We start from the raw sequence: 12,213 nt of genomic DNA on the forward strand, positions 1-12,213 counted from the left end.
AACTCGTTTGTCAAGTACAATTCCAACAGACCACGGCCATGAAATCCTTTAATCTGAAATCAGATCAATTGGATAAAGGATGATGGTCATGGGAATCCGGGCTTTTTTTAAACTGGTGGAAATACAGACAAAGGTAGCCAGCATGATTCCGTTCCTGTTCGGCACTTTGTATGCGTTGTTTCGTTTTCAGCAGTTCGATGGGTATCATTTTGCCCTGATGCTGGCATCATTGCTGTCGTTTGATATGGCAACGACGGCCATCAATAACTATTACGACTATAAAAAAGCGATTAAAAAGAACGGGTTCGGTTACGAGCAGCACAATGCCATTGTACGTTATAACCTCAAGGAGCCTGCGGTCGTCTCCGTCATCATCGTACTGCTATTGACAGCCGTTGGTGCAGGGATTGCGCTGTTCTTATCTACGGGCTGGTTAATCCTGCTGCTGGGGGGATTGTCTTTTGCCGTAGGGATATTATATTCGTTCGGACCGATTCCGATCTCGCGGATGCCGCTAGGCGAGCTGTTCTCCGGATTGTTTATGGGATTTGTCATCCTATTTATTTCGGCATGGATCCATGCCGAGGGTGGCCATCTGGCGGTTCTGGATCTCCAGGGCGGCGTTCTGTCCCTTCAGGTGAACCTTCCCGAGGTACTGCTGCTGCTGGTGGTATCACTGCCGGCCATTCTGGGGATTGCCAACATCATGCTGGCCAACAACATCTGCGACATGGATGAGGATATGGAGAACAAGCGGTATACGCTGCCCGTATATATAGGATTCAGGCCATCTCTAAAGCTGTTCCGAATTCTGTACTGCCTTGCTTATCTGGATCTGGTGGCTCTTCTCCTGATGAAGGTGCATCCCGTGTTAATTCTTCTGGTGTTCGTCACCCTTGTCCCGGTTTATAAAAAAAGCGCACTGTTCACCGCCCATCCTTCCAAAGAGAAGACATTTGTGATCGCGGTGCAAAATTTCGTCCTCATGAATCTGGCGAGGATCGCTGCGCTGGGAGTAGCCGTGGCATGGACATCTCGATCGTTATTCTAAACCGAATCGGCTCGTTTTACCTGAAGCAGGCATAGCCTGCTTTTTTTCTTTATACAATGAGGTATGGACTCATGAGGAGCAGAAGAAACTAGGAATAGAGGAGGTTTAGGACATGAAGCACTGGCAATCCGTACGAGCCGTACTCCTGCCCGCGGCGATAGCATTTATCATGCTCGCAATGTTAATGGGGCTTCAATCGCAAGCCCGTTATAAGGTCGGCGCTGTGGCGGCGGCGATTCCCTATCACAGTCGGGAGTTAAGCGATGCCAAACTCGTGGACTCCCTAATGAATCTTCCTCTTCATCTGAAAATAAGCCGGGCAGATTATGATGAAGGCGCCCTGACGCTGGATATCAAATTAAGCGACCCCCCGGAAACGGCCGCCGAGGTATATGAGGATATCGCCAGCATTATGTCATTTACCTTCGAAGGAACGGATAATGTGCAGCAGTTGTATCTAAGGGTGGTAGCCATCGATCGCTGGGGAGGGAAGCGGTATCTGCTGCTGGCTTCGAACATGAGCAAGGATGCCTGGGACTTGCGCAATGCAGAAGCTCTAACCCAGCTTGAGAACGGCGATGTTCCGCCATCCGTTGCGGCCCCTCTTAACCTGACATTTACGAATCTTTGGCTAAAGCAGTTCAGCAGGCCTTGAAAGGGGTAAAATAGTAGATGACAGGGCATGTACGTGCCTTGAACATGTGTTATAATAGATTGGATTGTGGGCTCAATTGGACAAAAGAACATCAAGTGCACGGAGGCTGAGAATGAAATCGTATCGCGTACCAGAACTGGCAGAGAAATATTTAAATTATGATATGATTCAGAACCACACGGAACTTCCGAATTTTCCGGATGCCCGTGTTCATTTGCTATACATATTTTTAAAGGATTCGGGACGAAATCTTGCCGGACATGAAGAATTGTACGCACTGGTTACCTCACTGGTTCAGGTGGGACTCGATACGCATGAGAGCATCGACGTTACGGAGGGCAATCAAGGAGAGGCGATGATGCGATCCCGGCAGTTAAAAGTGCTTGCAGGGGATTATTTCAGCAGCCGTTTTTATCAACTCCTTGCCTTAAAGGGCGAAATTGCTGTCATCTCGCTTCTTAGCAAGGCTGTCAGCGATGTTAACGTGATGAAGATGAGATTATACGGCAAAATGAAAAAAACGCTGCTGCCTTCTGAAGAATATCTACGGCTAACGGTACAGCTGAATATGCAGCTGTTTCTTTCTTTTACTCCGCTGCTTGAAGTGTCCGTACAAGAAACATGGGAGAAGCTGCTCAAGGAAATTACGGAATGTGAGACGCTTGTGCAGGAGATGGAACGCTGTGCGACGCCTGAAGTCGGCAGATGTGGTTACGTGTACTGGCATCTGATCGAGTCAGGGAGCGACGAGGAACGGAAGATGCTGGTTGGCAAGAAAACGGATATGAAGGACTGGAGGAAGCTGATCCTGAAGCACAAGGTTTCGGAGAAACTGCTGGACAAGCTGCGCGAGTCCGTAAATGCCGTACAGCTGCTGCTGGCAAACCGTGTAGGAGAGAGCCCGTACGCCGGTATGCTGGACCCGTTCCTGAAACGGCTAAGCACGTACCGGTCCGTCGTAAGTGAAGGGTAGGGGGATGCTGTGGATAATCAAACAACCAAGTTAGACATGAGTAAGCATGACGGCAAAAATCCAAAAGAGCAATACGTCCATTCCGTCTTTGAAAGCATTTCGGGAAAATATGATATGATGAATGATATTCTCAGCTTTCGAAGACATAAAGCTTGGCGCAAGTTTACGATGAAGAAGATGAACATGCGCAATGGCGATACGGCCATTGATCTATGCTGCGGTACTTGCGACTGGACGATTAGTATGGCACAGGCAAGTGAATCCGGACACATAGTTGGACTCGATTTCAGTGAGGGGATGCTGAATGTCGGCCGGGGCAAGGTTGCCAAACATGGGCTGGACCAACAGGTGGAGCTGGTTCAGGGAAACGCCATGAGCCTGCCGTTCGAAGACAATCAGTTCGACTACGCGACGATCGGTTTCGGTCTTCGCAATGTACCGGATTACATGCAGGTTCTGCATGAGATGAAACGCGTGGTTAAGCCTGGCGGGATGGTTGTATGTTTGGAACTGTCCAAGCCGACTTGGCAGCCGTTCAAAGGCATTTATTATTTCTACTTTCAACAAGTGCTGCCTCGGATGGGGAAACTGGTAGCTAAGCGTTACGAGCAGTATAAGTGGCTGCCGGAATCGCTGGCGTTGTTCCCAGGACGAGAGGAGCTTGCCGAAGCTTTCCGTCAGACCGGACTTCAACAGGTTCAGGCCTATCCCTTGACTGGTGGCATAGCAGCCTTACATATTGGGATCAAGGAGAATCTGGATGTTTAAGAAAATAGGAACTTATCTTGAAATGATTAAAGTGGAGCATACACTGTTTGCTCTGCCTTTCGCTTTTATGGGGGCGATTCTAGGATCGGCCGTCGTGTTTGACCAGCTACCATCCTGGGGAGATATCGGATGGATCTTTCTTGCCATGTTCGGTGCACGCAGCGCTGCGTTCGGATTGAATCGGCTCACGGATCAGCATATCGATGCCAAGAACCCCCGCACCGCAAGTCGCGCCATTCCGGCAGGCCTGCTAAAACCGCTGGAAGTTATCTTATTCATTATTCTGTCTTTCGCGGTGTTTTTCTGGGCCACTTACATGCTGGATCCGTTTGCATTCCGTTTGCTGCCTATCGCTATTTTTATGCTTATTATTTATTCATATACCAAACGGTTTACTTGGCTTTGCCATCTGGTGCTCGGGCTTACAACGGCGCTTGCTCCGCTTGGCGGATGGGTTGCGGTAACCGGTCAAATCGACTGGAAGGCCATTGTATTCTATATCGCGCTTGCGTTCTGGACGGCGGGATTTGATATTGTTTACGCGTGCCAGGATGAGAAGTTTGATGCAAAAGAAAAGCTGTACTCGATTCCTTCCCGGTTCGGTTTGCATAAAGCGTTGTGGTTCGCACGCGGTTTTCACGTAGTAACGGCTATCGGCTTTATCATTCTTTTCTTTGTCACACCGGTTGGCTGGTGGTATCTGATCGGCATGGTCATCGCCTGCGGAATTTTGTTCTATCAGCATTACATCTTGTCGCCAAACGATATGAGCCGTCTGCAAACCGCCTTTTTTACGATGAACAGTACACTGAGCATCATTCTGTTTGTATTCACTCTGATTGATTTGGTGGTGCGGTATATCTGATGAAATCCTTGCGCAGAAAAAGCTGGGTTGTCGGGATAACGGGAGCCAGCGGCAGCATATACGGAGTTCGCCTTACGGAGAGCCTGCTCTCGCTGGGCTATGATGTGCAGTTGATCATTTCCAATGCGGGATGGCGTGTTCTGAAGGAGGAAATGGGCTTTCAGGCAGGCAACCGCGAAGAAGTGCTGGCCGAGAAATTCGGCGGATATGAGGGGAGTGTCATCTACCATCCGATCTCAGACATCGGGGCAACGATAGCCAGTGGATCTTACCTTGTGGAAGGCATGATCATCATGCCATGCTCTATGGGGACATTATCCTCGGTCGCTCACGGCTCTTCCGACAATCTGATGGGACGCGCCGCGGATGTGATGATGAAAGAAGGCCGTCCTCTGGTGCTTGTCCCGAGAGAAACGCCTCTGCATGCGATTCACCTGGAGAACATGCTGGCGCTGGCCAAACTTGGCGTCAAAATCATTCCCGCGATGCCCGCGTTCTATTACGGACCGAAGACCATTGATGATATCGTGAATTTTCTGGTCGGCAAGGTATTGGACAGCTTGCGCATTGATCATCAATTGTATACGAGATGGGGAGAATAGCAGGCCGGGCCGCATCCAAGGAGCTAGCGCTGTTGTTATGACGACTTAACGAACCTGTGCTACGATTTGGACGAACGACAACAAAGAAGGGTTACGCTTATATTTCAAGTTCGTAGGTGAGCTAGGCCTGCTAAGATCGCAAGGTAGTGCCGGAGTGATGGAATGAGAATCTAAGCATACGGGTGAAAAGATGAAACGATTTGACATATTCGGAACCTTAAAAAAAGATATGGACGTTATTGAGAAGGAACTCTATCTCAGCGTCGAAGGCGACAGCCCCGAGCTAACCGAGACTTCCTTGCATCTGCTTAGAGCAGGAGGTAAGCGACTCCGTCCTGTTTTTGTGCTGATGGGCGGTAAGTTCGGCGACTATGACATTGACAAGCTGAAGCATGTGGCCGTCCCGCTCGAGATGATTCACAGTGCATCGCTCGTTCATGATGACGTGATCGATGATGCGGACACGCGGCGAGGTAAGCCAACGGTAAAGGCGAAGTGGGACAACCGGATTGCCATGTATACCGGCGACTATATATACGGCAAGGCGCTGGAGTTGACGACCCAACTGAAGCAGCCAGAGATTCATCAAATTCTCGCCAAGGCCATGGTCGAGATGTCCATCGGGGAAATGGAGCAGATTCGTGATTTCTTTAATACCGATCAGGACGTCAGAAGGTACCTTCTGCGTATTCGCCGCAAAACGTCGCTCTTGATTGCCGTCAGCTGCCAGCTCGGAGCACTGGCTGCGGATGCGGACCGCAAGGTCGCAAACAGCCTGTATCGATTCGGATATAACGTCGGCATGGCCTTTCAGATTCAGGATGATCTTCTGGATCTGTGCGGGACGGAGAAGCAGATTGGCAAACCGCCGGGGAGCGATATGAGGCAGGGGAATATTACGCTGCCCGTTATATTTGCTCTCGAAGATAGCACACGGAGGGAGTCGCTGCTGCAAGAGCTGGATCGGATTCATGCACTGAATGGCCAGTGTGATGTGACTGACGCCGTGAAGCTTGTAACCTCAAGCGATGGTATAGCGAGATCTGAGGCGCTCGCTGATCGGTATATCCGTAAAGCATTGGCCGCATTGGATACATTGCCTGACATCAAGACCAAAAAACAGCTTAGAGATATCGCAAATTTTATTACAAAGCGGTCATATTAGCCTTAACCATGAGGTTGCTTTCTGTTAAAATACGGGTACAAACATGTAACATCACCTGAGCATGGAATGATTGTTCAATATCCTAGAATGAGGGGAAGCGTGATGAGGCCAATGGAACGTACTTTTTTAATGATTAAACCGGATGGTGTACAACGTGGGCTGATCGGCCGAATCGTCGGCCGTTTGGAGGATAAAGGATTCAAGCTGGTTGCAGGCAAGTTCCTGCAGATTTCAGACGAGCAGGCCAAGCGCCATTATGCGGAACATGAAGGCAAGGATTTTTTTGAAAACCTGGTTGGGTTTATAACGTCCGGACCGGTGTTTGCGATGGTTTGGGAAGGGGACGACATCATTGCTTTGTCCCGCCAAGTGATTGGCAAAACGAATGTGAAGGATGCGCTGCCCGGGACGATCCGAGGGGATTTTTCAGCTCATACGCCGCACAATCTGATTCATGGATCGGATTCACCGGAGAGCGCGCAACGCGAAATTGCCAATTTCTTTGAAGAGAAGGAATTGGTTGAATATAACAAAACGCTGTCCCCTTGGCTGTAAGCTAAGGAAGCGGAATAATCTGATTAAACAGGATGATACGATGACGGAACATGAACCTGTGCTGGATGATCCGGATTATATCGGCTTTGTTCGCAGCATCGAACGAAGCACGGGGATCAATCTCGCAGATTATAAAGAGGCGCAGATGAAGCGAAGGCTGACAACACTGCGTTTGAAGAAGGGCTTTGAAACCTTTTCGGCCTTCTACGACGCAATGATGAAGGACAAGCCATTATTTCATGAGTTTTTAGACCGGATGACAATTAACGTCTCGGAGTTTTGGCGCAATCCCAACCGGTGGGAGGTTCTCCGTGACAAAATATTGCCGGAGATATCCCAGCAGAATCCCGGGGTATTGAAAATATGGAGCGCCGCCTGCTCCACGGGTGAGGAGCCTTACACGCTTGCTATGATACTGTCCGAACAGAAGATGCTGAGCCGTGCGCGCATCGCGGCGACAGATATTGATGACGGCGCATTACATAAAGCGAAGGAGGGCCTATATGTCGAGAGGTCATTGAAGGATGTGCCTCCGGATGTAGCCGCCCGCTATTTTAAGGAAGAAGGTTCGGTGTATCGCTTCAGTGAGCATTTGAAGAAGGAAGTAACCTTTCATAAGCAGAATCTGCTGACGGACCGCTTCGAGACGGGATATGATCTGATTGTTTGCCGAAACGTGATGATTTATTTCACGGAAGGCGCCAAGCACAAGCTGTACCAGAAGTTTGCCTCAAGCCTAAAGCCAGGCGGATTCTTGTTTGTGGGCAGCACGGAACAGATCTTTAATCCGGGACAATATGGCCTGGAGAGCAACGAGACCTTTTTCTACCGTAAAATTCAATAGAGACAGCTAATCATAACGCATAAGCGCTTTTCAATCCGAAGGATGAGAGGCGCTTTTGCTTGTCTTGAGGCATTCTTGTCAAAGCGTTAGACCTATACTATAATGAGCAGAAGATATTTACGGAGTTTAGCGGTTTAACGCTTAAAAGTTTAAAGGGGGAAAAGCATCATGAGCTTACGCTTTTTAACTGCCGGGGAAACGCACGGTCCTCAGCTGACAACTATAATCGAAGGACTTCCAAGTAATTTGGAGCTTGATTTCGAAGCATTGAACTTTCAGCTTCATCGGAGACAGAAGGGATACGGCCGGGGACGCCGCATGCAGATCGAGAAGGATACCGCGCAAATCCTAGGAGGTGTGCGTCACGGCTATACAACCGGTGCGCCCATCGCGTTGGTCGTGCAGAATAATGACTGGAAGCATTGGCAGAACATTATGAACGTGGAGCCGATTGAGGGCAACGACGAGGTGAAAAGACGGGTACACCGTCCAAGACCGGGACATGCCGACTTAAACGGCGGTTTGAAATACAATTTGAAGGATCTGCGTAACGTGCTGGAACGCTCCAGTGCCCGTGAAACCACAGTTCGCGTAGCGGTAGGTGCTATCGCGAGACAATTCCTGGCACAATTCGGCGTTAAAGTGGCAGGCCAGGTCATCCGGATTGGCGAGATCGAAGCTCCCCCGCACAATCTTTCGATCGATGAGCTGATCGAGCGTACGGAAGCCTCCTCGGTTCGCGTGGTGGACGAAGAGACCGAGAAGAAAATGGAAGCCTACATAGACCAGATCAAAAAAGAAGGCGACTCCATCGGCGGCATCGTGGAATGCATCATCGAAGGCGTGCCGGTCGGATTGGGCAGCCATGTCCAATATGACCGCAAGCTGGATGGCCGCATCGCACAGGGCGTGATGTCGATTAATGCCTTTAAGGGCGTTGAGGTCGGAATCGGATTTGAAGCGGGCCAATTGCCCGGTTCCCAGGTACATGACGAGATTATGTACAGCGAAGAGCGCGGATACCACCGTGCAACCAATCGCCTGGGCGGATTTGAAGGCGGGATGACCAACGGCATGCCGATCGTCGTTCGCGGCGTCATGAAGCCGATTCCGACGCTGTACAAGCCGCTCCAAAGCGTGGATATCGATACAAAGGAAGCTTTCACGGCTCAGGTTGAACGCTCGGATGCCTGTGCGGTTCCGGCCGCCAGCGTTGTCATGGAGCATGTTGTGACATGGGAAGTAGCGAAGGCTTTCCTTGAGAAGTTTGGCGGTGATTCGATGGAAGAAATTCATGCGAATTACCAGAACTACCTGAAGCAGCTGGAGAACTACTAATATGAGAACACTTCAGGTAGAGCTGGGAGAGCGTTCCTATCCGATTTATATCGGAGCCGGCATTTTGGATACCATCGGTGAGCTGAGCGCGAAGCATGGAATTACACGCAAGAGCCCGCATTTGATTGTAACGGATGATAAAGTAGCGCCTCATTATTTGTCTCAAGTGGAGGAGCAGTTAAAATCGGAAGGATACACGGTTATTTCCCATATTGTCCCTTCCGGTGAATCCTCCAAATCGCTTCAGGTCTATGAAGAGGTAATGACTACAGCAATCAACGGCAAGCTGGATCGCAGCTCGGCAGTATTTGCGCTGGGTGGAGGCGTTGTTGGTGATTTGGCCGGATTCGTCGCGGCAACGTATATGCGCGGCGTGACGTTTGTTCAGATCCCGACCACCATCCTGGCCCATGACAGCAGCGTTGGCGGCAAAGTGGCGGTCAACCATCCGTTAGCCAAAAATATGATCGGCGCGTTCCATCAACCCGTTATGGTGGTTTACGATGTGAACACGTTGATGTCATTGCCTCCGCGCGAGGTGTCTTCTGGTCTTGCAGAGATGGTGAAGCATGGTTTGATCCTGGACCGTGATTTTGCCTATTGGTGCCGGGAGAATGGGCAAAAGCTGCTAAGCCTGGATCCTGATACGTTGATATATGGCCTGGAGCGCGGCTGCGCGATCAAGGCGAACGTCGTATCCCAGGATGAGCGGGAAGGCGGTTTGCGTGCCATCCTTAATCTCGGGCATACCATCGGTCATGCCATTGAAGCCGTTGGCGGCTACGGACGCTTCTTGCACGGCGAGGCGATTGCCATCGGCATGGCAGGCTCGGCCCGCCTTGCCGAAAAGCTTGGCAGACCGGCGGATCTGCACAATGAGACGGTGAGCATGCTCCAGGCGGTGAATCTGCCGGTAACCTTGCCGGGTGACGTCTCGGTTGAGCGAATTATGGACGCTATGCAGCATGATAAAAAGTTTGCCGAGGGAAATATGGTATTTATCGTACCGGAATCCATCGGCTCCGTCAGCATCGTTAAGGATGTACCGGTAGAAGCTGTTCGATCCGTGGTTGAACAGTTGAAGGGAGAGGGATAGTTCATGATGAATCGGGGAATCCGGGGGGCGACAACCGTCACCCGCAACGATGAGCAGGAGATTGTACAGGAAACGCTGAGGCTCCTTGAAGAGATGGTGAGACGCAACGAGCTTCAGCCGGAGTATATCAGCAATATATGGATTACGATGACACAGGATCTGGACGCGACGTTTCCGGCCAAAGCGATACGCCAGCTGGAAGGCTGGGATCTGGTCCCATTGATGTGTTCGGTTGAAATACCGGTTCAAGGCAGTCTGCCGCGCTGCATCCGGTTTATGATTCAGGTCAATACGGATAAAAGCCAGAGCGAGATTAAGCATGTGTATTTGAATGAAGCCAAGCGGCTGCGACCGGATTTATCAGGCTCCAACGCCTGATGTAGAAATTTAGGGTTGCAGTAACAGGGCTTCATCCTGTATAGTGATATCAGAATAGCTGAGTAGAGTTAGGTTTTACAGATGAGTTGAGTTGAGAAGAGCTGAGGCATTTTAGGCAATAACATAATCGGGATTAAGGATGAACTTGATTTCATGATGAATAGTACAGCATGTTCACGGCTGGTTACAAGCCTATTTCTTGTATCCGTCAATGGAACAATAGCCGCTGTAGTTCGTTGTTGAATGGGCTCTGAATTCCTTGACCGCGCTCTTTTTTCATAGACTTATTCTGAACGTTAACCTCTACTTCGGTAGAGGTTTTTTTGTTGTATACCATCAATTAAGGAGGGATTGACATGGCGAATCCATCAATGGAGCAAGTGGTGGCTATGGCAGGTGAATATAACCTGATTCCGGTAGCGATCAGACTGTTAGCCGACATGGAAACCCCGATTCGCATTTTTCAACGATATGCGGAACGGAAGCGGGCATTTTTACTTGAAAGCGTTGAGGGCGGAGTACAGTGGGCACGGTATTCGTTTATTGGAACAGACCCCTTCTTAATGATTACGGGTAAAAAAGGAAAGATCGAAATTGAAAGGAACGGAGAGCGTTCCCTGCTGAAAGGAAAGCCTGTCGAGGAGTTAAAGGCGCTGCTGCGAACGTACCGCAGCCCGCAGCTGAAGGAGATGCCACCTTTTACCGGAGGGGCTATCGGATTTTTTGGATATGACCTGCTCCAATATTATGAGAAGCTTCCGGCACATGCGATGGACGATCTCGGAATGGATGATATCCGGTTCATGTTTTGCGATCAAGTCATTGTCTTCGACCATGTGAAGCAGCAGATCATGCTGGTTGGCAACGTACATGTGAAGCCGGGGGATTCGGACGAAACCATCCGGCAAAGCTATCGGGATGTATGCCGTACCTTGGAAGCCGCAGCCGAGCAGCTGCAAGAACAGGGACCGCGGGAGAACGTGAACTCCAAAGGCATTCCGGCGGATGTTGATATGGGCGACATTAAATCCAATATGACAAAAGAGAAGTACCTCTCCAATGTGGAGCAAGCAAAGGAATACATTCGCGCTGGTGATATTTTTCAGGTGGTATTGTCCCAGCGCTTCCATATTGAGACCGAAGTATCGCCGCTTCACGTATACCGGGTGCTGAGAACGCTAAATCCTTCGCCGTATATGTACTACCTCAAGATGGACGACGACATTATCGTAGGAACCTCCCCGGAAGCCCTGGTGAAGGTGGATGGAAGAAGATTGGAGACAAGACCGATTGCAGGTACCAGACCTAGAGGCAGCGATGAGGCCGAAGATCATGCGCTAGCCGAAGATCTGCTGCAGGACGAGAAGGAACGAGCCGAGCATTTGATGCTGGTGGACCTGGGCCGCAATGATCTGGGCCGCGTGTCAGAGTTCGGCACAGTGAAGTGCGACACGTTCATGGAAATTGAAAAGTATTCCCACGTGATGCATATGGTATCCAGCGTTTCCGGCCAGCTGAGAGAGGATAAGGATTTCTTCGATGCTTTTCTGTCCTGCTTGCCGGCAGGAACGGTATCCGGTGCTCCGAAGCTAAGGGCCATGGAAATTATTGCGGAGCTGGAACGGGAAGCAAGAGGCGCGTATGCGGGCGCGATCGGTTATCTCGGCTTCGGCGGCAATATGGATTCCTGCATTACGATCCGTACGATCATTTTTCGTCAGGGCAAAGCTTATGTCCAGGCGGGGGCCGGCATCGTATGGGATTCGGTACCGGAGAAGGAATATGAAGAAACCATCAACAAAGCCAGAGGGATGCTGAAGGCGATCCGCGTCGCGGAAGCGATGTTTCCGTCCAGCACGGGGGCTAACGATTTAATTAATCAGGATTACCTGTACCAATACACACCTTAAACCGAAGGAGGAG

Annotated in this window: 13 protein-coding genes; all 13 read left to right on the forward strand. The window is 50.2% G+C overall.

The features are described 5' to 3' along the window. The first annotated feature begins 88 nt into the window (after nt 1–88). The 13 genes from MKX98_RS11700 (at nt 89) to trpE (ending at nt 12,200) form a co-directional block, all read left to right on the forward strand. Nucleotides 89–1,051: a 1,4-dihydroxy-2-naphthoate polyprenyltransferase gene (locus tag MKX98_RS11700; protein WP_194541928.1), complete on the forward strand. Its 963-nt coding sequence runs from the start codon at nt 89–91 to the stop codon at nt 1,049–1,051. A 112-nt stretch (nt 1,052–1,163) separates the two neighbouring features. Beyond that, nucleotides 1,164–1,706: a hypothetical protein gene (locus MKX98_RS11705; protein ID WP_220685883.1), complete on the forward strand. Its 543-nt coding sequence runs from the start codon at nt 1,164–1,166 to the stop codon at nt 1,704–1,706. Nucleotides 1,707–1,818: 112 nt separating this feature from the next. Next, nucleotides 1,819–2,679: a heptaprenyl diphosphate synthase component 1 gene (locus tag MKX98_RS11710; protein ID WP_216530968.1), complete on the forward strand. Its 861-nt coding sequence runs from the start codon at nt 1,819–1,821 to the stop codon at nt 2,677–2,679. A 36-nt stretch (nt 2,680–2,715) separates the two neighbouring features. Continuing rightward, entirely contained in the window at nt 2,716–3,447 is a 732-nt protein-coding gene (locus MKX98_RS11715; RefSeq protein ID WP_339223078.1) for a demethylmenaquinone methyltransferase, read from the forward strand. After that, nucleotides 3,440–4,312: a UbiA-like polyprenyltransferase gene (locus MKX98_RS11720; protein ID WP_194541932.1), complete on the forward strand. Its 873-nt coding sequence runs from the start codon at nt 3,440–3,442 to the stop codon at nt 4,310–4,312. The genes MKX98_RS11715 and MKX98_RS11720 overlap by 8 nt, the downstream gene beginning before the upstream one ends. Further along, on the forward strand, nt 4,312–4,914 hold the full coding sequence (locus MKX98_RS11725) for a flavin prenyltransferase UbiX (RefSeq protein ID WP_194541933.1): 603 nt from the start codon (nt 4,312–4,314) through the stop codon (nt 4,912–4,914). Before MKX98_RS11720 ends, MKX98_RS11725 begins: the two co-directional genes overlap by 1 nt. 190 nt (nt 4,915–5,104) lie before the next feature. Further along, nucleotides 5,105–6,079, forward strand: coding sequence for a polyprenyl synthetase family protein (locus MKX98_RS11730; RefSeq protein WP_339223081.1), 975 nt, complete (start codon nt 5,105–5,107; stop codon nt 6,077–6,079). Between the two features lie 111 nt (nt 6,080–6,190). Further along, nucleotides 6,191–6,634 (forward strand): nucleoside-diphosphate kinase, encoded by a 444-nt coding sequence (gene ndk, locus MKX98_RS11735; RefSeq protein WP_098743022.1) that lies wholly within the window; start codon nt 6,191–6,193, stop codon nt 6,632–6,634. A gap of 40 nt (nt 6,635–6,674) precedes the next feature. After that, nucleotides 6,675–7,478 (forward strand): protein-glutamate O-methyltransferase CheR, encoded by an 804-nt coding sequence (locus tag MKX98_RS11740; protein ID WP_071218407.1) that lies wholly within the window; start codon nt 6,675–6,677, stop codon nt 7,476–7,478. Between the two features lie 168 nt (nt 7,479–7,646). Further along, nucleotides 7,647–8,816: a chorismate synthase gene (gene aroC / locus MKX98_RS11745; RefSeq protein ID WP_194541936.1), complete on the forward strand. Its 1,170-nt coding sequence runs from the start codon at nt 7,647–7,649 to the stop codon at nt 8,814–8,816. 1 nt (nt 8,817) lies between these two features. Next, nucleotides 8,818–9,912 carry a 3-dehydroquinate synthase gene (aroB, locus tag MKX98_RS11750; RefSeq protein ID WP_194541937.1) on the forward strand — a complete coding sequence of 365 codons (1,095 nt, stop codon included), beginning with the start codon at nt 8,818–8,820 and terminating at the stop codon, nt 9,910–9,912. A 3-nt stretch (nt 9,913–9,915) separates the two neighbouring features. Beyond that, entirely contained in the window at nt 9,916–10,290 is a 375-nt protein-coding gene (aroH, locus tag MKX98_RS11755) for a chorismate mutase (RefSeq protein ID WP_194541938.1), read from the forward strand. 356 nt (nt 10,291–10,646) lie between these two features. Further along, on the forward strand, nt 10,647–12,200 hold the full coding sequence (trpE, locus tag MKX98_RS11760; RefSeq protein ID WP_339223083.1) for an anthranilate synthase component I: 1,554 nt from the start codon (nt 10,647–10,649) through the stop codon (nt 12,198–12,200). Nucleotides 12,201–12,213 lie beyond the last annotated feature (13 nt).

Source organism: Paenibacillus sp. FSL W7-1332 (assembly GCF_037969785.1).
Taxonomy (GTDB): domain Bacteria; phylum Bacillota; class Bacilli; order Paenibacillales; family Paenibacillaceae; genus Paenibacillus_AQ.

Coding starts and splice junctions, on each gene's coding strand:
- ndk (WP_098743022.1), top strand. CDS start 6,191: ATGGAACGTACTTTTTTAATGATTAAACCGGATGGTGTACAACGTGGG.
- aroH (WP_194541938.1), top strand. CDS start 9,916: ATGATGAATCGGGGAATCCGGGGGGCGACAACCGTCACCCGCAACGAT.
- aroC (WP_194541936.1), top strand. CDS start 7,647: ATGAGCTTACGCTTTTTAACTGCCGGGGAAACGCACGGTCCTCAGCTG.
- trpE (WP_339223083.1), top strand. CDS start 10,647: ATGGCGAATCCATCAATGGAGCAAGTGGTGGCTATGGCAGGTGAATAT.
- MKX98_RS11700 (WP_194541928.1), top strand. CDS start 89: ATGGGAATCCGGGCTTTTTTTAAACTGGTGGAAATACAGACAAAGGTA.
- MKX98_RS11740 (WP_071218407.1), top strand. CDS start 6,675: ATGACGGAACATGAACCTGTGCTGGATGATCCGGATTATATCGGCTTT.
- MKX98_RS11715 (WP_339223078.1), top strand. CDS start 2,716: ATGAGTAAGCATGACGGCAAAAATCCAAAAGAGCAATACGTCCATTCC.
- MKX98_RS11710 (WP_216530968.1), top strand. CDS start 1,819: ATGAAATCGTATCGCGTACCAGAACTGGCAGAGAAATATTTAAATTAT.
- MKX98_RS11705 (WP_220685883.1), top strand. CDS start 1,164: ATGAAGCACTGGCAATCCGTACGAGCCGTACTCCTGCCCGCGGCGATA.
- aroB (WP_194541937.1), top strand. CDS start 8,818: ATGAGAACACTTCAGGTAGAGCTGGGAGAGCGTTCCTATCCGATTTAT.
- MKX98_RS11725 (WP_194541933.1), top strand. CDS start 4,312: ATGAAATCCTTGCGCAGAAAAAGCTGGGTTGTCGGGATAACGGGAGCC.
- MKX98_RS11730 (WP_339223081.1), top strand. CDS start 5,105: ATGAAACGATTTGACATATTCGGAACCTTAAAAAAAGATATGGACGTT.
- MKX98_RS11720 (WP_194541932.1), top strand. CDS start 3,440: ATGTTTAAGAAAATAGGAACTTATCTTGAAATGATTAAAGTGGAGCAT.